This is a genomic window from [Bacteroides] pectinophilus, from assembly GCA_025146925.1.
In the GTDB taxonomy this organism is placed as follows: Bacteria; Bacillota; Clostridia; order Lachnospirales; family Lachnospiraceae; genus Bacteroides_F; species Bacteroides_F pectinophilus.
This window is the reverse complement of sequence record CP102260.1, coordinates 1,944,264-1,965,070: the sequence shown is the minus strand read 5'-3', so window position 1 is coordinate 1,965,070 and position 20,807 is coordinate 1,944,264. Positions and strand designations below refer to the sequence as shown.

The 20,807-nt window shown below is 43.0% G+C and carries 17 protein-coding genes; 16 read left to right on the top strand and 1 reads right to left on the bottom strand.

Features of this window, described 5'->3' with window-relative positions:
- The first annotated feature begins 33 nt into the window (after positions 1–33).
- The 7 genes from NQ488_09185 (at position 34) to ftsZ (ending at position 9,128) form a co-directional block, all read left to right on the top strand.
- Positions 34–549 (top strand): hypothetical protein, encoded by a 516-nt coding sequence (locus NQ488_09185; GenBank protein ID UWN94757.1) that lies wholly within the window; start codon positions 34–36, stop codon positions 547–549.
- Between the two features lie 15 nt (positions 550–564).
- On the top strand, positions 565–2,685 hold the full coding sequence (locus NQ488_09180) for a penicillin-binding transpeptidase domain-containing protein (GenBank protein UWN94756.1): 2,121 nt from the start codon (positions 565–567) through the stop codon (positions 2,683–2,685).
- 60 nt (positions 2,686–2,745) lie between these two features.
- Positions 2,746–4,494 carry a penicillin-binding transpeptidase domain-containing protein gene (locus NQ488_09175; GenBank protein UWN94755.1) on the top strand — a complete coding sequence of 583 codons (1,749 nt, stop codon included), beginning with the start codon at positions 2,746–2,748 and terminating at the stop codon, positions 4,492–4,494.
- 22 nt (positions 4,495–4,516) lie between these two features.
- Positions 4,517–5,659, top strand: coding sequence for a putative lipid II flippase FtsW (locus NQ488_09170; GenBank protein UWN94754.1), 1,143 nt, complete (start codon positions 4,517–4,519; stop codon positions 5,657–5,659).
- Positions 5,660–5,748: 89 nt separating this feature from the next.
- A complete protein-coding gene (gene murA, locus NQ488_09165; GenBank protein UWN94753.1) occupies positions 5,749–7,065 on the top strand; it encodes a UDP-N-acetylglucosamine 1-carboxyvinyltransferase in 1,317 nt (438 codons plus the stop codon).
- Positions 7,025–7,768, top strand: a complete 744-nt coding sequence (locus NQ488_09160) for a cell division protein FtsQ (protein UWN94752.1) — start codon at positions 7,025–7,027, stop codon at positions 7,766–7,768. Before murA ends, NQ488_09160 begins: the two co-directional genes overlap by 41 nt.
- A gap of 208 nt (positions 7,769–7,976) precedes the next feature.
- Complete coding sequence (gene ftsZ, locus NQ488_09155) at positions 7,977–9,128, top strand: cell division protein FtsZ (protein UWN94751.1); 1,152 nt, start codon at positions 7,977–7,979, stop codon at positions 9,126–9,128.
- Positions 9,129–9,209: 81 nt separating this feature from the next.
- On the opposite strand, the gene NQ488_09150 is transcribed toward ftsZ, so the two are convergent.
- Positions 9,210–10,223 (bottom strand): alpha-hydroxy-acid oxidizing protein, encoded by a 1,014-nt coding sequence (locus NQ488_09150; GenBank protein ID UWN94750.1) that lies wholly within the window; start codon positions 10,221–10,223, stop codon positions 9,210–9,212.
- A 211-nt stretch (positions 10,224–10,434) separates the two neighbouring features.
- Here NQ488_09150 and NQ488_09145 point away from each other — a divergent pair, with 211 nt between their 5' ends.
- From NQ488_09145 to NQ488_09105, 9 genes are all read left to right on the top strand, one after another.
- Positions 10,435–11,292, top strand: a complete 858-nt coding sequence (locus NQ488_09145) for a sigma-E processing peptidase SpoIIGA (GenBank protein UWN94749.1) — start codon at positions 10,435–10,437, stop codon at positions 11,290–11,292.
- Between the two features lie 32 nt (positions 11,293–11,324).
- Positions 11,325–12,065 (top strand): RNA polymerase sporulation sigma factor SigE, encoded by a 741-nt coding sequence (sigE, locus tag NQ488_09140; GenBank protein UWN94748.1) that lies wholly within the window; start codon positions 11,325–11,327, stop codon positions 12,063–12,065.
- Between the two features lie 155 nt (positions 12,066–12,220).
- A complete protein-coding gene (asd, locus tag NQ488_09135) occupies positions 12,221–13,306 on the top strand; it encodes an aspartate-semialdehyde dehydrogenase (protein ID UWN94747.1) in 1,086 nt (361 codons plus the stop codon).
- 191 nt (positions 13,307–13,497) lie between these two features.
- Complete coding sequence (yfbR, locus tag NQ488_09130; protein ID UWN94746.1) at positions 13,498–14,085, top strand: 5'-deoxynucleotidase; 588 nt, start codon at positions 13,498–13,500, stop codon at positions 14,083–14,085.
- 12 nt (positions 14,086–14,097) lie between these two features.
- Positions 14,098–16,170: a DNA topoisomerase III gene (locus NQ488_09125; GenBank protein ID UWN94745.1), complete on the top strand. Its 2,073-nt coding sequence runs from the start codon at positions 14,098–14,100 to the stop codon at positions 16,168–16,170.
- Positions 16,171–16,277: 107 nt separating this feature from the next.
- Positions 16,278–18,098 (top strand): glutamine--fructose-6-phosphate transaminase (isomerizing), encoded by a 1,821-nt coding sequence (gene glmS, locus NQ488_09120; GenBank protein ID UWN94744.1) that lies wholly within the window; start codon positions 16,278–16,280, stop codon positions 18,096–18,098.
- Positions 18,099–18,125: 27 nt separating this feature from the next.
- Positions 18,126–18,791, top strand: coding sequence for a UDP-N-acetylglucosamine pyrophosphorylase (locus tag NQ488_09115; GenBank protein UWN94743.1), 666 nt, complete (start codon positions 18,126–18,128; stop codon positions 18,789–18,791).
- A gap of 93 nt (positions 18,792–18,884) precedes the next feature.
- Positions 18,885–19,577: a hypothetical protein gene (locus NQ488_09110; protein UWN94742.1), complete on the top strand. Its 693-nt coding sequence runs from the start codon at positions 18,885–18,887 to the stop codon at positions 19,575–19,577.
- A gap of 15 nt (positions 19,578–19,592) precedes the next feature.
- Positions 19,593–20,603 carry a GGGtGRT protein gene (locus NQ488_09105; protein ID UWN94741.1) on the top strand — a complete coding sequence of 337 codons (1,011 nt, stop codon included), beginning with the start codon at positions 19,593–19,595 and terminating at the stop codon, positions 20,601–20,603.
- The last annotated feature ends 204 nt before the right edge of the window (positions 20,604–20,807 follow it).

The following is a 20,807-nucleotide window of genomic DNA, read 5'->3' as shown; positions in this document are numbered from 1 at the left end:
GCTGTTATTCCGGTCGAGGAGGTATTGGCAATTATGGAAAGACGGGCAGGGGGTTCAGAACGTATACGTGGAACTTACGTATACGGAACAGCAGCAAGGCAGCTTAACACAGCGCTGCCAAAGACAGATTATGATGAGCAGCGTGCAAAGCGCAGAAGAGAGCAGGAAGAGAAAAGACAGCAGGAGAGGCTTGAAGGCTATAAGGCATTAAAGCATGCACACAAGACGAATCTTCTCTATACTTTTGCAGCGGTTGCGGTTGCGGCATTTATGTTTGCAATATGTGTACAATATCTTGAGGCACAGGCATATGTCAAGAATACTGCTGATGAAGTTGCCGGTATGGAGATTAAACTCACACAGCTTTCGACAAAGAACGACGAGACAAAAATGGAGATAGATGGCAGCATTGATTATAATGAAGTGCTCAGAGTTGCTACGGAAGAACTTGGAATGGTATATCCTAAGAGAAGCCAGATAGTAGAATATGATGCTGCTGAGAGTGAATACGTTAAGCAGTATAAGAATATCCCATCAACAGGTAAGTAAAGTGGAAGTTTGATTATGGCAAGAAGGAAACAGAACAGGCAGCAGAACAGACAACGTAAGAAAATGGATGGTGTGAAATACCGCGTGCGAAAGAAGATTGGAATAGCCTTTCTTATTGCGGGCGGTATTTTTCTTGTGCTTGCCGGACGCATTTTTAAGATTAATTATGAAAACGGAGACGTGTATTCCAAAACGGTGCTTGATCACCAGCAGTATACATCAACTGTGCTTCCGTATAAGAGAGGGCAGATAACGGACAGAAACGGCACACAGCTTGCGTACAGCGAGAAGGTATATAATGTAATTCTTGACCCGAAGCTTCTTCTGTCAGATGAAAAGTATAAGGAGCCTACTCTTACGGCACTTTATGAATGCTTTGGAATTAACAGGCAGGATGTAGAGAATATCCTTAAGAATAAGCCGGGAAGCCAGTATGAAAAGATGCTCAAGAATCTTACAACAGATCAGGTCAAGAGCTTTAATGACAGATCTGCCGATAAGGCTAACTATCCTAATATCAAGGGCGTATGGCTTGAGGACAGCTATATACGTAAGTATCCGTTTTCAACATTTGCATGTGATGTGCTTGGATTCTCGAGTCAGGAGAACGGCGGAGAACTGGGACTTGAGAAGACATATGATAATGAATTGTCTGGAACGGACGGCGTTACATATGGCTATATAGATGAGAGCCTTAATATCGAAAAGACGACCAAACAGCCCGTAGACGGTAATAATCTGATTACAACGCTCGATTACGGAGTGCAGAATGTTATTGAAAAGCATATAAAGTCATTCAATGAGCAATATGGTTCCAAGAACACGGCTGTTCTTGTAATGAATCCTAATAACGGCGAGATTCTCGGCATGGCAAGTTATCCCGTGTTTGACCTTAACAATCCGAGGGATTTAAGCGGAATATATACGGAAGAAGAGATAGCAACGATGTCTAACGAGGATTCGCTTAAGGCAATGTATGCTTTGTGGAAGAATTTCTGCGTGTCAGAGACGTTTGAACCGGGGTCGACATTTAAACCGTTTACGGTTGCAACTGCTCTTGAAGAAGGCGTTGTAAATGATGGTGACACTTTTTACTGTCAGGGATATGAATCTGTTGGCGGATGGACAATAAAGTGCCATGAGAAGGCAGGACACGGAACGCTTACTCTTGAACAGGCGGTAATGTATTCGTGTAACCCTGCAATGATGCAGATAGCGGCCAAGCTTGGCAATGTCAAGTTCTCAGATTACCAGAAGAGATTCGGACTTGGGCAGAAGAGCGGAATAGACCTGCCGGGTGAAGCAACGGGTATGGTTGTGGATGCAGGACAGATGGGGGATGCAGATCTTGCAACAATGTCATTTGGACAGACATTTACAGCCAATATGACACAGATGGCATCAGCATTTTCATCTCTGATTAATGGCGGTAATTATTACAGACCGCATGTAGTAAAACGTATCGAAAGTGCTGCGGGAGAGATAATCAAAAAGTATGATGCGGAGCTTGTAAGGCAGACAGTTACCTCATCAACATCAGAACTTTTGAAAAGATATCTCAAAGCAACTGTAGATACAGGGCTTGCCAAGAATGCCAAGGTTGCCGGATATTCAATGGCGGGTAAGACGGGTACGGCACAGAAACTGCCGCGTTCAGAACAAAAATATGTAATATCGTTCCTTGGATATGCACCGGCCGAGGATCCCCAGTTTGTTGTGTATGTTATAATAGATGAACCTAAGGTCGAAGGCTATAACGGAAGTTCACAGCCGGTGTTGTGGCTTACAAAGGATATTATGACAGACCTGCTTCCTTATATGAACGTATTTAAGGATACAGACCTCGCAACGGCTGAGAGTGGGGAAGACAATTCCAATAACCCGGCAGAAGGCTATAGCAATGGTGAAGCAGCCCTGCCTGACGGAATGGATACGATAGCCGGACAGCCGGCGACTCAGGCGGCAGGAAGCACAACGCAGAGCACCGGTTCGCAGAAGCAGACGCAGGCAGCAAGCAATGGCAGCAGCCAGGCAGTAAGCAATAGCAGCAGCCAGGCAGTAAGCAATGGCAGAAGCCAGACAGCAACAAAGTCTGCACAGAAACCATCTCAGTCTGCTACTAAAAAGCAGAATTAAGGAATGTGACATGTAATACTGCAATAGGATATATTAATAATATGTGTCCGGTGCTGCGGTATGAACATAAATATTTTTTCACTCAAAGCAAGGCATAAGAAGAAGATATGGTATGCATCGCTGTGTGTACTTGTTATATTTGCGGTTCTTATGGTCAGGCTCGGGTACGTCATGATATTCTGCTCAGAATATTATATGCAGAGAGCGGATGATCTTCATGAGAGGGAGCGGAGCATAAAAGCATCACGCGGAAAGATACTCGATATTAACGGTGTTGTACTTGCATCTAACAAAACAGTATGTACGATATCGGTAATCCACAGTCAGATAAAAGACAGTGAAGAAGTAATAAAGATGCTTTGCAGTGAACTTAATCTTACAGATGAGGAAGTCAGAAAAAGAGTCACGAAGGTTACATCGATAGAAAGAATAAAAACCAACGTCGACAAAGAGACAGGTGACAGAATCCGTAATTATGGTTATGACGGTGTAAAGGTCGATGAAGATTATAAGAGATACTACCCATATGATACACTGGCGTCCAAGGTGATTGGATTCACCGGAAGCGACAATCAGGGGATAGTGGGACTTGAGGTAAAGTACGATTCATGGCTTGCCGGTAACAGCGGAAAGATTCTTACGCTGACTGATGCCAGAGGCGTTGAGCTTGAAGGCATGCAGGAAAACCGCAATGAGCCGGAGAGCGGAATGGATCTCACAATAAGCATTGACTATAATATACAGACATACGCACAGCAGCTTGCTAATAAGGCACTTGCTGAAAAGCAGGCAAAGACAGTCAGCATAATTGTCATGAATCCCAATAATGGTGAGATAATGGCAATGGTGAATGCACCTGAATATAATCTTAACGAGCCGTACGAGCTTAACTATGAGCCTGAAAGTATTGTTACGGGTGAAGCTTACCGGAATCTTCTTAACGGTATGTGGCGTAACAAATGCATAAATGATACTTATGAGCCGGGTTCAACATTTAAGATGATAACGGCAACGGCAGCTCTGGAGACCGGAGCGGTAACACTTGACAGCCAGTATTACTGTCCGGGATATAAGATTGTTGAAGACAGAAGAATCAGATGTGCAAGGACAACAGGCCATGGTGCACAGGATTTTACACATACGGTAATGAACTCATGTAATCCTGCATTTATTGAATGGGGATTACGGACAGGAGTTGATAATTATTATACATATATGGGAAAACTTGGGATTCTTGAAAAAACAGGGATAGATATTCCGGGTGAGGCATCTGTGATAATGCACAAAAAGGAAAATGTCGGTCAGGTAGAGCTTGCGACAATGTCATTCGGGCAGTCATTCCAGATTACACCAATGCAGCTTATGAGAGCAGCAAGTGCCATTATTAACGGAGGAACGCTTGTGACACCGCATTTTGGAGTGAAGGCGACAAGCGCCGGTGGAAGCAATGTCAAAGTATTTGAATATGAGACAAAGGATAATGTGATTAACAGACAGACAAGTGATATAATGAAACAGATTCTTGAAAAAGTTGTATCGGAAGGTGGCGGTAAAAATGCCGCAATAGATGGCTTCTGCATAGGAGGCAAGACGGCAACATCGCAGAAGCTTCCAAGAGGCAACGGAAAGTATATTGCATCGTTTGTAGGCTTTGCGCCGGCTGATAATCCGCAGGTGATAGCGATGTGCATAATAGATGAGCCGGTAGGCGTATATTATGGCGGAACGGTTGCGGCACCTGTAATAAAGGAGCTTTTTGAAAATATGCTGCCGTATATGGGAATGGAAAAAGTACAGCAGCAGGATTAATTTATAAAGATTAGGAGTAGCTATGCCAAAGAAACGTCTTAAACGAATTAAATATTTTGATTATAGTCTGCTATTCATAATAATATTTCTGCTTGGATTTGGACTTGTAATGATATACAGTACCAGCTCGTACAGTGCACAGATTAAGTTCAATGATTCGGAATATTTCTTTAAAAAGCAGCTTTTTGCGGAAGTTCTTGGAATCGCGGGAATGTATGTGGCATATAAGATTGATTATCATTTCTGGGTGAAGCATGCGATGTTTTTCTATATACTTGCCATGGTTATGATAGTCCTGGTAATGACACCTCTCGGATATTCGGCGTATGGTGCAAGAAGATGGATATCAATAGGACCGATATCAATACAGCCGGCAGAGTATGCCAAGCTTGCACTGATATTCGCATGTACGGCTGTGGTTGAGAAAATGGGAAAGAGTGCAAGAAAGTTCAGGGCTATATTCATGCATGTGGTACTTGGAGGAATCCTTGCCGGAATGATTTTTTTAATCACTAACAACCTGAGCAGTGCGATAATTATATTTGGTATATCTGTTGTTATCGGATTCGTTATGTATCCTAAATACAATATTTATATTATCGGTGTTACTGCAATCGGGGCGTTAGTTGTGGCAGTACGCCAATGGGCTATTAATGCGCAGCTTTCAGATAATGCTAACTTCAGATTCGAGCGAATCCTTGCGTGGGTAAATCCTGAAAAGTTCGCAGATGACACCGGCTTCCAGACTGTTCAGGCACTTTATGCCATAGGCTCCGGAGGACTGTTCGGTAAAGGTCTTGGTAAGAGTCTTCAGAAACTCGGATTTATTCCGGAGGCACAAAATGATATGATATTCTCAGTAATATGTGAGGAACTTGGACTTTTTGGCGCGTTATGCGTGCTTATTGTATTCGGGCTTATGCTCTGGAGATTTGTATATATCGCAACCAACTCACCTGATCTTACAGGGTGCCTTCTGGTTGTGGGTGTATTTGCACATATAGCAATTCAGGTAATTCTTAATGTTGCGGTTGTAACAAATCTTATACCTAACACGGGAATTTCACTTCCTTTTATAAGTTACGGAGGCACCTCGGTATTGTTCCTCATGGCAGAGATGGGAATAGTGCTTAATGTATCAAGCAGGATACGCATGGAGGTCTAGGAAGCTGCAGTCTGCAACGGAGTAACAAAAGACCGTATGTCTGCATAATATAGTATATAGTATGTGCTCAGGCAGACGGAGGTCAGAATTTGAAATGTATAAAGGTCAGTCCGGGAGGCCGGCTTGAAGGAAAGCTATCAGTTCAGGGCTCTAAGAATTCAGCACTGCCGGTAATGGCAGCGGCGCTTCTGCATGACGGATTCACAATTATAAAAAATTGTCCCAGAATAACGGATGTGGACTGTATGGCGCTTCTGCTTACAAGCGCCGGATGCAGGGTATTCTGGCAGAACAATATGCTTGTGATTGATGCAAAAGATGCCGGTCCGGTGAAGATAAGTGAAGAACTTGCAGGCAGAATAAGAGCATCAATACTTCTTATGGGGGCAATGTTCGGAAGATTTGGCGAGAGTGACATGCCGCTTCCGGGAGGGTGCAGAATTGGCAGAAGACCGATAGATATGCATATAAAAGCCATGCAGAGCCTCGGGGCAGACTGCCGGCTGGAGGATGGAAGGATAAGCTTTACTTCGGCAAAGCCTGCGGCTGCTGATATTCATTTTGATAAAAAAAGTGTAGGAGCAACGCAGAATGCAATTCTTGCGGCTGTACGTGCTGAAGGAACTACTGTTATTGCAAATGCTGCTGTTGAGCCGGAAGTGTGTGAACTTTGCCTGGCACTGTGCAATATGGGAGCTGACATAAAGGGGATTGGTACACACATAATCACCGTGACAGGAGTAAGTGAGCTGTTTGATTCTGTGTATGAGATAAGACCGGACAGAATAGTTCTTGGGACATATATGGGAGCAGTGGCAGCGTGCGGCGGGGATGTAATCATAGATAACTGCACACCGCATATGGCACATGGCTTTCTTGATGTTATGACAGCGATTGGTGTTGACTGTAATGTATATGAGGAGACAGCCGCATCGGGAAGGCGTATCGGAATGCATATTGCAATGAAGGAACGGCCGCATCCGGTGAATTATATTGCTACTGCTCCGTATCCGGGATTCCCTACCGACATGCAGCCGATAGTTATGGCAGTCTTAAGTACGGCATCGGGAGAATCGCATATTGCGGAGAATATTTTTGAAAACAGGCTCGCGGTGGCAAAGCAGCTTAACAGAATGGGAGCAGACATAATAATATGTGATAACAGACTGGCTGAGATAAAAGGCGTTCCGAAACTGAGAGGGGCATCGATGCAGGCTCAGGACTTAAGAGCAGCAGCAGGGCTTCTGGTAGCTGCACTTGCGGCAGAGTCAGAATCGGTTATATGCAATGCGGAATATATCCTGCGCGGATATGAGAATATATCACGGGATCTTGCACTGATTGGTGCGGAGGCCGTTATAGAACATGGGGCAGATTATGAAGAGGAAGTTCAAAAGGAAAAATGAAAAAAAGCATATCTTGGTAATACTCCTTATTATAATTGTGACTGCTGCTGCGGTTGTTGGGGCGGCAGCAGTAATATTCAGGGTTAATACCATTGAATACATAGGCGATGACCATTATTCTGATGAAGAACTGACCGAAAAACTTTTTAACGGAAGTAACCCGAATGCATTGCTGTATTTTCTTGTGGGGCAGCGTAAACATAAAGAGATTCCATTCATTCAGAAGTATGAGGTAGAGATACAGTGGCCGTCAAAGATGGTTGTTACGGTATATGAGAAACCGGTGATAGGATATGTAAGCTATATGGGCTGCAACATGTATTTTGATAAGGATGGTACTGTTGTTGAAAGTTCTACAAGAGTGCTTGCGGGAATACCAATGATAAGCGGTCTTAAGTTCAGCAGCATTGTGCTTGGTTCAAAGCTTGATGTCGGCAATTCGGAAATATTCGGACGAATACTTGAGCTTACCCAGGCATTTGACAAATATGACATAACATCGGACAAGATATACTTTGACAGCCAGGGCAATGTTACACTTACAATCGGAAGTGTCAGGGTTATGCTTGGCAGCTGCGACAACCTTACGGACACGCTGTTCGAACTGAAACAGATTATGCCAAAGCTTGCCGGCCGAAAGGGCACACTTCATATGGAGGATTTTACCGAAGATAAGAAGTCAATAATTTTTGAGAAGGATTAAAAAATTCAGATAAATGTTTCCAAAAAAATGCGTAAACAAGCGAAAAAATATGTTGATATTTTACAGAATTAATTATATTATATAGATTGATGGTATTTTCAATTTTGTCAGTATTATCTATAATATTTTTTCAATTGCATAAATATATCATAAATATATAGCCGCAGGCTTATCATAGGAGCCACAGGCAGGTCAGGAGGATTGTACCTTGTTAGAAATCACAACTAATGAACAGGATCAGAACGCTAAGATTATAGTAATAGGAGTCGGTGGAGCAGGTAATAATGCTGTCAACAGAATGATTGATGAGCAGATTACAGGCGTTGAGTTCATCGGAATTAATACAGATAAGCAGGCACTTCAGTTGTGCAAGGCACCTAATACAATTCAGATTGGTGAGAAGCTTACCAAGGGACTGGGAGCCGGGGCACAGCCGGAAGTTGGTGAGAAGGCTGCTGAAGAGAATGTTGAAGAGCTGAGACAGGCCATTCAGGGTGCAGATATGGTATTTGTAACTTGTGGAATGGGTGGCGGAACCGGTACCGGAGCAACTCCTGTTGTAGCGAAGATTTCTAAGGAACTTGGAATACTTACTGTAGGAGTAGTAACAAAGCCGTTTAAGTTTGAAGGCAAGGCAAGAATGAATAATGCAATGTCAGGTATAGACAAGCTTAAGGCTAATGTAGATACGCTTATTGTTATACCTAATGACAAGCTTCTCCAGATAGTAGACAAGAAGACAACAATTCCGGATGCACTTAAGAAGGCAGATGAAGTACTTCAGCAGGCAGTACAGGGAATTACTGATCTTATTACAGTACCTGGACTTATTAATCTTGATTTTGCAGATATTAAGACAGTAATGGAGAATAAGGGTGTTGCACATATCGGTATTGGTACGGCAACAGGTGATGATAAGGCAATTGAAGCTGTTCAGCAGGCTGTTACAAGTCCTCTTCTTGAGACCACAATTGAGGGAGCATCGCATGTCATTATCAATATTTCGGGCGATATCAGCCTTATCGAAGCTAATGAAGCGGCTGAATATGTTCAGAATCTTACAGGTGAGTCTGCTAATATTATATTTGGTGCAATGTTTGATGATTCAGAGGAAGATACATGCAGCATTACTGTAATTGCTACCGGCATTGAAGAAAAGAGCGGTGTAGATGTGAATAATGTTATGGCTAATCTCAAGTCATCAGTTAAGAAGCCTGCCGCAACAACATATGCACAGCCATCAGCACAGCAGCCGGCAGAACGTACATCAGGGACAGGTATGCAGGATCCAAGACCTATTACTTCATCAGTAAGCACGGATTCACTTACGATACCTACATTCCTTAGAAAGAACAGATAATTAATTGTTACAGTGTCAATACAGAAATATCCCCGGTATATCGGCTATATGATATACCGGGGATATTTTTGTATCATGCAGTTATCTTATGCAGTCACGTGTTATCTCAGATATTGAAGCAGCACCGCACATTGCCATGGCATCTTTTAACTCACTGCCAATCTTGTCGATATATGCAAGAACGCCTTCATGTTCCCCACCATAGACGGCAGTTACGAAAGGCCGCGCAATTATAACTGCATCGGCGCCGAGGGCAATTGCTTTGAGGACGTCAGCACCTGAGCGTATGCCGCCGTCGACAAATATCTTCATTGATCCGTCAACAGCCTTTACAATCTCCTCAAGAACTTCTGCGGTTGCAGGACACTGGTCAAGCACTCTTCCTCCGTGGTTGGATACAACAATAGCAGAGGCACCGGCTTCTTTTGCTTTGAGAGCACCCTTTACGGTCATAATACCCTTTACGATAAAAGGTGCGTTGGCTGCTTTTACAATCTCACTAAGTTCCTCAACAGATTTGCTTCCGGCAGGGGGCGTCATATTCTTGAGAAAAGGCAGACCGGCAGCATCGATATCCATTGCAACGGCAAATGCACCGGAATTACGCACAAGCTCCATCTTATCGCGTATTGTATCAATATTCCATGGCTTTACCGTAGGTATTCCGCGTCCTTTGGCATTCTTTATTGCGTCGGTTGCAGCCTCCATTACACCCGGATTGGTACCGTCACCGGTAAATGCTGCAATCCCAGCATCCGCACATGCAGAAACAAGAATATCATTGTAAGCAACATCATCAAGTGAATCACCGTAATGAAGATTAACCGCACCAACAGGACCTGCAAAAAACGGATACTTGAATTCTTTTCCGAACAAAGATATTGATGTGTCAACGGGACGGTTAGATACAATGGTATCCATGTTAAGGCGTATCTCTTTCCATTTGTCGTAATTGCGGATGGCAGTATCACCGGCTCCTTTGGCGCCGGGACCGGGAATCTGGTTACGGCATGCTCTGCCATTACATTCAGGACATGCTTTGCAATAATTGCCAATGCGCTTCCTTGCATTCTCAATACACTCTGAATAGTTCATGGTTAATACCTTCTTTCTGCTATATTATTGAAAATATTATACACTAAGATGTCGAAAAGCAAAAGTAATGTGTTACATGACATGACAAAATATTCCGTCTCTGCAGGTTATAATATCAGCATATGACAGGCAACATAGTGTACCTGAATGTGTTGGGAGGTGCGGTTAGATTGTAGTATATATTGATATGGTATTCATTGTTAATTACGCAATGGATTTTATACTCCTTACAATTGCTGATGGCTTCCTGAAAAATAATGCGGGGTACAGGAGGGCAGCCATGGCTGCATTTATCGGGGCTGTGTGGTCATGCGTGTCACAGACCGGGGTTATAACAAATGCGGTCATAAGAGACATATTTACATATGTGATAATAAGCTTAATTATGGCATTCATATGTACAAAGAGACAGCACGGCTGGGAAATTGCAGAATACTGCAGAAAAATAGTGAAAACGTCGGCAGCATATATAGTAACGGCATCGGTATTTGGCGGGATTATGGGGCTTATATATAATAGTACGGCTGCCGGACATATGCTGAGAGCAATGGCTCTTGAAAGCGAGGGGCTGTTTATATGTCTGCTTGCGGCAATGTCGGTAATGGCAGTGCTCCTGAAACATTATCTTATACAAAGGGCATATGATGGCAGCATATGTGATGTAGAAGCTGATTTTGGAAAATTTATTGTTAACGTAAAAGGAATAATAGATACCGGCAATGTGCTTGTTGACAATATCACCGGCAGACCTGTGCATGTTATGGATAAATCCTGTGCTGACAGATGCGTGAATATGGATATTACGGATTACTGCTGCGGCAAAGGAGATTATATGACGTCAGGGCGGCAAAAAAATAATTGTGGTCTTGGATTACATTATGTGATATTTTGCTCGGTTGGAAAGGAACACGGCTGCATGCCTGTGATTATGGCGGATACGCTGACTGTAAAAATGGACGGTAAGAGTGTTGTCCTGCAGAATGTTCCGATAGGATTAAGTAATACACCGCTTTCAAAAGATGGGGTATATAAGATACTGCTCAATGCAGAGATGAAGAATGTGATGTGATGCATAATATAATCAGGGGAGAGTAAAGGACAATGGTAATAAAGGTTTCGGTTCCAAAATGTTTTCAGTTCAAGGTAGTGCCCACAATAAAGAATCTGATGTTCTTCCGGCAGGGAGATGTGCACTATATAGGAGGCTCAGATGTTCTTCCTCCACCGCTTGAGCCGGAAGAAGAGGCTATGGTAATAGCTGATATGCAGGGAGAATATGCCGAACAGGCAAGATCTGTGCTTATAGAACATAATCTGAGACTTGTCGTGTACATAGCAAAGAGATTTGACAATACAGGGATAGGAGTAGAGGATCTCATATCAATAGGCACGATAGGTCTCATAAAAGCAATACATTCGTACAATCCGGATAAAAGCATAAAGCTGGCAACATATGCGTCAAGATGTATCGAAAATGAGATACTGATGTATCTGCGGCGTAACAGTAAGACAAAAGCTGAGGTATCAATAGATGAGCCGCTTAATGTGGACTGGGATGGCAATGAACTGCTGCTGTCTGATATACTTGGAACGGATGAGGATGTTATTTATAAAGATATTGAGAATCAGGCAGAGCGTCTCATGCTTGGCAAGGCAATGGAAAAACTCTCCGACAGGGAACGTCTTATTGTTAATCTCAGATATGGACTTACATCTCCTGATGAAAGAGAGATGACACAGAAAGAAGTGGCGGATTATCTTGGAATATCACAGTCATATATATCAAGGCTTGAGAAAAAAATTATCAGGCGCCTTAAGAAGGAAATGGTCAAAATGCAATGATTTTATGAAAATGTTGTCAAAATGGGTTGCATTTTAAAATCACATGTGGTAAGATTCCATAAGGTAAAGACAAATGTGCGCCATAGAAAGACACTGAAAACGTAAGAGGAGAGCGTAACAAAGTCTTTAGAAAAAAGGGTTAAGGAGAAAATGTAATGAGTGACAAGTTAAGAGTAGGTATCCTTGGCGGTACAGGTATGGTAGGACAGAGATTTATAACACTGCTTGAGAATCATCCTTGGTTCGAGGTTGTTCTTATCGCAGCGAGCGGACGTTCAGCAGGAAAGCGTTATGAGGATGCTGTTGACGGACGCTGGAAGATGCAGACACCAATGCCTGAGTCAGTTAAGGATATGATTGTATATGATATAAATGAAGTGGAGAAGGTTGCAGAGCAGGTTGATTTTGTATTCTGTGCGGTTAATATGCCTAAGGATGAAATCCGTGCTATAGAAGAGAAGTATGCCAAGGCAGAGGTGCCTGTAGTATCAAATAACAGTGCTAACCGCTGGACACCTGATGTGCCTATGGTAGTGCCTGAGATTAATCCTGAGCATCTTGCTGTAATTGAGTCACAGAAGAAGAGACTCGGAACAACAAGAGGATTTATTTGTGTTAAGCCTAACTGCTCAATCCAGAGCTACACACCGGCACTTCATGCACTTAAGGAGTTCGGACCTAAGCTTGTTGTTGCTACAACATATCAGGCAATATCAGGTGCAGGCAAGACATTCAAAGAGTGGCCTGAGATGGAAGGCAATATCATTCCGTTCATCAGCGGTGAGGAAGAGAAGAGTGAGCAGGAGCCGTTAAGACTCTGGGGCAAGGTTGAGGACGGACAGATTGTTAAGGCAAGCGAGCCTGTAATCACATGTCAGTGCATCAGAGTTCCTGTACTTGACGGACACACAGCAGCAGTATTTGTAAACTTCGAGAAGAAGCCTACTAAAGAGCAGATAATCAAGGCATGGAGAGAGTTTAAGGGACTTCCTCAGGAACTTAACCTTCCGAGTGCACCTAAGCAGTTCATCCAGTATCTTGAGGATGATAACCGCCCACAGGTTAAGCTTGATGTGAATTATGAGAATGGTATGGGAATCTCACTTGGACGTCTCCGTGAGGATTCAGTATTTGACTATAAGTTCGTAGGTCTTTCACATAATACATTAAGAGGCGCAGCAGGCGGAGCTGTTCTTATTGCAGAGCTTCTTAAGGCACAGGGCTACATCACAGCAAAGTAAAAAAATCTTGATAATAGAATATATTTGCGGTAATATTAGATGCAGATTAAGTTTTAATATGGTCGGCATTGACAGGGATTATTAGCGCAGATAATAAACCACTCGGTGTTCATTTTTTGAGCCGCAAGGCCAAGCTTGGACACCGAGTTTTTGTATGTGCGGGATGGCAGCCCGGAGGAATGGAGAGCGTTATGAGGGACAGACATTTTTATGCAATGTTATCTAGAATGAAGTATATAAACAGGTGGGGACTTATGCGTAATACGCAGAGTGAGAATATATGTGAACATAGTCTTGAGGTCGCATTTATTGCACATGCGCTCGGTATCATTAATAATGAGCAGTTCGGAGGATGTCTGGATGCTCAGAGAATGGCGATTCTTGGCATGTACCATGATGTTACTGAGATTATAACGGGAGACATGCCAACTCCGGTTAAGTACTATAATCCACTTATAAGGGATGCTTACAGGGAAGTGGAGACGGTTGCCAAGAATGAACTGCTTCAGGACCTTCCGGATAATATGAGGCCGGTTTATGACAGCGTGCTCATGGAGACGAAGGAAGAGGAAGAGCTATGGAGATATGTCAAGGCTGCCGATAAGCTGTCAGCCCTGATAAAATGCATAGAAGAAAAGCGAACCGGAAATATGGATTTTGTATCTGCTGAAAAGGAGACACGCAAGGCAGTTACCGATATGCATATTCCCGAAGCAGATTATTTTATGGATAATTTTCTCCCGGCATATGAGGCAACGCTTGATGAGAGTACTAATTAATTGGAGGATATAATGGGTAAATCCGTATTTATAGCAGAGAAGCCGTCCGTAGCGCAGGAATTTGCAAAGGCACTGCATGCACAGTTTTCAAGAAAAGACGGTTTCCTTGAATCGGAACAGTATATTGTTACATGGTGCTATGGGCATCTTGTAAGCATGAGCTATCCGGAAAAATATGATGAAAAGCTTAAAAGATGGAGCCTTGACACACTTCCGTTTTTACCGGAGAAATACCGATATGAAGTTATACCGTCTGCGCAGAAACAGTTTGAGACAGTTAAGGGACTTCTTAACAGGGCGGACGTGAGTACTATATATATATGTACTGACTCGGGACGTGAAGGAGAATATATCTACAGGCTTGTTGATATGATGGCCGGCGTTAAGGATAAAAAGCGTCTGAGAGTATGGATAGATTCACAGACTGAGGAAGAAGTGCTCAAAGGAATAAAGCAGGCAAAGGACTGGTCTGAGTATGATAATCTGAGTGCTTCCGCATTCCTGCGCGCCAAGGAAGATTATCTTATGGGAATTAATTTTTCGAGGGCACTTACACTTAAGTATGGAAGAAATATATCCGGTTACCTCAGGACAGACCGCACGGTTGTATCTGTCGGAAGAGTTATGACATGTGTGCTCGGGATGGTTGTCCGCAGGGAGCGTGAGATAAGAAGCTTTGAGAAGACACCGTTTTACCGTGTTATAGCTGATATCACATGCGGCGGGCAGAATGGGGAAGATGCCGCAGCCGGACGGAGCTTTCCTGCTGAGTGGCGTGTTACTGAAAAGAGCAGGTATTATAATACACCTGACCTGTATAAGGAGAATGGATTTAAGAAGAGAGAAAAAGCTGCAGAACTTATCAGGAATATAAGTGGAAAAGAAGTGGCTGAAGGTAATGCAGGTGTGGATAACTGTGGAATAATATCAGTTATAGACAGTGTCGAGAAGAAAAAAGAGACCAAAAATCCACCGCTTCTGTATAACCTTGCCGAATTGCAGAATGACTGTTCAAAACTTTTCAAAATAAGTCCTGACCAGACACTTCAGATAGTTCAGGAGCTTTATGAGAAGAAGCTAGTTACTTATCCGAGAACTGATGCAAGAGTTCTGTCAACAGCAGTATGCAAGGAGATTCATAAGAATATAGGCGGATTGCGCAATTACGCACTTGCAAGAGATTTTGCATCGGAGATACTTGAGAAGAAAATGTATACAGGTGTGGCAAAGACGAGATATTGTGATGATAAAAAGATTACAGATCATTATGCCATTATACCTACAGGACAGGGCTTTGGGGCGTTGGGGTCAGTAAGCCAGACGGCATCAAAGGTGTATGAAGTTATTGTGAGAAGATTCTTAAGTATTTTTTATCCTGCTGCACAGTATCAGAAGATAAGTATTGTTACGACAACACAGAATGAATCCTTTTTTGCATCATTCAAAGTGCTTGTTGATGAGGGCTATCTCAAAGTAACACCATATTCATTTATAAAGAAGAAAGCTGAGAGCGGCAATGGTGCTTCCGGTGATGACAGTACAGAGAATGAAAAATGTGACGCGGCATTTTTTGAGGAACTGAAGAAACTACGCAAAGGCTCACAACTGCCGATTAATTCACTGACTATCAAGGAGGGGGAGACAACGCCTCCGAAGAGATACACGTCGGGTTCAATGATTCTTGCAATGGAGAATGCGGGACAGCTTATAGAGGATGAAGAACTTAGAGCACAGATAAAGGGCTCAGGAATAGGAACGAGTGCAACGAGGGCAGAGATTCTTAAAAAGCTCGATAAGAATAATTACATCTGTATTAATAATAAGACGCAGGTGATAACTCCTGCAAAGCTTGGCGAGATAATATATGAAGTTGTAAATGCTTCAATACCGCCGCTTCTGAATGCAGAACTTACTGCAAGCTGGGAAAAGGGGCTTACATACGTCGCAGAGGGCACAATTACTTCAGATGAGTATATGGCCAAGCTTGAGGATTTTGTTTCGAGAAGAACCAACAGGGTTATTAATTTAAATAATCAGGCAGCACTTGTTACTTATTTTAATGAAGTATCAAAAAATTACAAATGACACATGTATTATAATGTGGTATGATACATAAAGTGCATAAAAGGTATTTTTTGTGCTCACACGCAAACTGGAATGCGCAGGTGGATGTGCAGGAATGGAGGAATAATATGTGCGGTATAGTTGGATACGTTGGCAGAAGAGACTGTGCGGATGTGCTTATCAATGCCCTTACCAAGCTGGAATACAGAGGTTATGATTCGGCAGGAATTGCCGTTTTTGAGAATAATGCAATACGTGTAGAAAAGTCAAAGGGACGTCTTCAGAATCTTGTAGATAAGATGAAGATTGACGGAAAACCGCAGGGACATGTGGGAATTGGGCATACAAGGTGGGCAACACATGGTGAGCCATCAGATATTAACTCCCATCCACATGGCAATAAGAGAGTAACTATAGTACATAACGGAATTATAGAGAATTATAAGCAGATAAAAGATTTCCTTATTAAGGAAGGATACAGCTTTGTAAGTGAGACAGATACGGAGACTGTTGCTAAGCTTCTTGATTATTATTATAATGGCAATCCTATAGAGACTATTGCCAGGGTTATTGCAGAGATAAAGGGCTCATATGCCCTTGGAATTATGTTCCGTGATTATCCTGATGCGATATTTGCAGTCAGGAAGGAATGTCCTCTTATAGCAGGAGTGGGCGAGGGTGAGAATTTTATTGCATCTGATGTGCCGGCAATACTTCAGTATACACGTAATTATTATCTGCTTGAGCAGAATGAGATTGCGATAGTTAAGGAAGATTCAATAAAGATATGTGACATTCATGGTATGGAGATTAATAAGGAACTCCAGACCGCAGACTGGGACGAAGATGCAGCTGAGAAGGGCGGCTATGAGCATTTTATGCTCAAAGAGATTCATGAGCAGCCTACAGCGGTCAGGACTACAATTACACCAAGAATTGTTAATGGAATGCCTGATTTTGCATCTGACGGAATTGATATTAATAAGCTTTCATCATACAGACAGATATTTATTGTAGCATGTGGAACTGCAATGCATGCAGGTATGGTCGGCAAGTATGTCATAGAGAAGATGGCAAGGGTTTCCGTGACTGTTGATATTGCGTCGGAATTCAGGTACCGTGACCCGCTTATAACGGATAAGGATCTTGTTATTGTAATATCACAGTCAGGAGAGACTGCTGATACACTTGCAGTACTTAAGCTTGCTAAGGAGATGAAAGCAGCGACACTTGCGGTTGTCAATGTTAAGGGCTCGTCAATAGCAAGAGAGGCAGACCATGTAATATATACACATGCCGGTCCTGAGATATCTGTTGCTTCAACTAAGGCATATATGGTCCAGGTAGCTGTAATGTATCTCATTGCATTTGCATTAAGCAGGGAGACGGGACATATTACTGATGCACAGTGTGCAGAATTTACAGAGAAGCTTAAGAATATACCGGCGGTTATTGAAGAAGCCATCGGACTTAAGGACAGATGCCAATTCGCAGCATCCAAGCTTCTTAATGCTGAGAGCCTTCTCTATATTGGAAGAGGACTTGACTATGCGCTCAGCATGGAAGGCTCACTCAAGCTTAAGGAGATATCATATATCCATTCTGAGTCATATGCGGCCGGTGAGCTGAAGCATGGTACAATCTCCCTTATAACAGAGGGAATGCCTGTTATTGCAGTTGCGACACAGAAGAGCATTGTGGAAAAGACAATAAGCAATATTAAGGAAGTTAAGGCAAGAGGAGCGATGGTTATTCTTGTCTGTGGCAAAGATATTGAGGTTGAGGATAATGTGGCTGATATCATAATAAGACTTCCTGAGGCTGATGAGGTTCTCATGCCAATGGTGGCAGCGGTTCCACTGCAGCTTATCGCTTATTATACGGCAGTGCTTAAGGGCTGCGATGTTGATAAGCCACGTAACCTTGCTAAGTCAGTTACGGTTGAATAAGTGGTTGAATAAGTATGAACAGGATGGATGGTTATGTATACGATTAATGATTTGTACGATCTTGACCAGACGATAGCGGCCGGGATATTTGAGAATAAGACGTATCCGTGGGAAGTACTTGCGGACATCGGAGATTATATAATAAAGCTTGGTAATTCACTCGATGAGAATGAGTACGAAAAAAAAGGTGAGAACATATGGATTGCAAAGAGTGCATCAGTGGCACCTACGGCATTTATTAACGGACCGTGTATAATCGGAAAAGAAGCGGAAGTAAGACACTGCGCATTTATCAGGGGCAATGCCATTGTTGGAGAAGGCGCAGTTGTAGGTAACTCTACAGAGCTTAAGAATGTAATTCTGTTTAATAAGGTTCAGGTTCCGCATTACAATTATGTAGGCGATTCAATTCTTGGCTTCAAGGCACATATGGGGGCGGGTTCAATTACCTCCAATGTAAAGTCTGACAAGAAGCCGGTTGTTATTAAGTCGGCAGACGGGGCGGTTGAGACAGGACGCAAGAAGGTTGGCGCATTTCTGGGTGATAATGTTGAGGTCGGCTGCGGAAGTGTTCTTAATCCGGGAACAGTCATAGGAAGACATAGCAACGTATATCCGCTGTCAAGCGTGCGCGGAGTAGTGCCGGCAGACAGCATTTTCAAGAAGCAGGATGACATAGTTACAAAAAAATGATAAATTTTTGTATTTTTATTTGACTATCGCACGACTTTGTGCGAAAATTATCAAGATAAAGTTATCATTAAAGCAACGAAAGGAGTCATATTAATGATTATTTCACAAGAAGTTGAAAACATGTGTCCAGTAGCACAGGGCGTTCATCATGGCGCAGCCCCAGTACCTACAGAAGGCAAGTGGGTAAAGAATAAGGACGTAAAGGATATTTCAGGTCTTACACATGGCGTTGGCTGGTGTGCACCACAGCAGGGTGCCTGCAAGCTTACACTTAATGTTAAGGAGGGCATCATTCAGGAAGCTCTCGTTGAGACAATCGGATGTTCAGGTATGACACATTCAGCAGCTATGGCATCAGAGATTCTTCCAGGTCTTACAGTAATGGAAGCTTTAAATACAGACCTCGTTTGTGACGCTATCAATACAGCTATGAGAGAGCTGTTCTTACAGATTGTATACGGAAGAACACAGAGTGCATTCTCTGAGGAAGGTCTTCCTGTTGGTGCAGGTCTTGAGGATCTTGGTAAGGGTCTTCGTTCACAGGTTGGTACAATGTATGGTACTCTTCAGAAGGGACCACGTTACCTTGAGATGGCAGAGGGTTATGTAACAGGTATCGCTCTTGATGCAGATGATGAGATCATCGGTTACCAGTTCGTTAGCCTTGGAAAGATGACAGACTTCATTAAGAAGGGTGACGATCCTAACACAGCATGGGAGAAGGCAAAGGGTCAGTATGGCCGTGTTGCTGATGCAGTTAAGATTATCGATCCAAGACAGGAATAATAGGAGGACTAGAAGATGGCATTATTTGAATCATATGAGAGAAGAATTGACAAGATTAATTCTGTATTAAATAGCTATGGCATCGCTTCAATCGAAGAAGCTGAGAAGATTACTAAGGATGCCGGCCTTGACGTATATGCAATGGTTAAGGGTATTCAGCCAATCTGTTTCGAGAATGCATGCTGGGCTTACACAGTAGGTGCCGCAATCGCAATCAAGAAGGGATGCAAGAAGGCTTCAGAGGCAGCAGCAGCTATCGGTGAAGGTCTTCAGGCATTCTGTATTCCGGGTTCTGTAGCAGATCAGCGTAAGGTTGGTCTTGGACATGGTAACCTCGGTAAGATGCTTCTTGAGGAAGAGACAGAGTGTTTTGCATTCCTTGCAGGACATGAGTCATTTGCAGCAGCAGAGGGCGCTATCGGTATCGCTGAGAAGGCTAACAAGGTTCGTCAGAAGCCTCTTAGAGTTATCCTTAACGGACTTGGTAAGGATGCTGCACAGATTATCTCAAGAATCAACGGATTTACATATGTTGAGACAGAGATGGATTATTCAACAGGCGAGGTTAAGGAAGTATTCCGTAAGGCATACTCAGACGGACTTCGTGCTAAGGTTAACTGCTACGGCGCTAATGACGTAACAGAAGGTGTTGCAATCATGTGGAAGGAGAATGTTGATATCTCTATCACAGGTAACTCAACAAACCCTACAAGATTCCAGCATCCTGTTGCAGGTACATACAAGAAGGAGAGACTTGAGGCAGGCAAGAAGTACTTCTCAGTTGCTTCAGGAGGTGGTACAGGCCGTACACTTCATCCGGATAACATGGCAGCAGGTCCTGCTTCATACGGTATGACAGATACAATGGGACGTATGCACTCAGATGCACAGTTCGCAGGTTCATCATCAGTTCCGGCTCACGTTGAGATGATGGGTCTTATCGGAATGGGTAACAACCCTATGGTTGGTGCTACAGTTGCAGTAGCTGTTTCCATTGAGGAAGCTGCTAAGGCTGGTAAGTTCTAATAGATAAGTGATTTTGAACTATAAAGTTGTTTGAAATGAGCATTTACAGGGTAAATCAAATTCGATGTAAATCGGTTTGATTTACCCTGTTTTTAGTTATGGTAACCATATTACTAAAGAAAATATGGAGTATTGGGGAGATCCAACTGGGGATAATTAACAGCATGTGTGGCCTACATTGTACAGAGCTGTGCGGATGTCTTG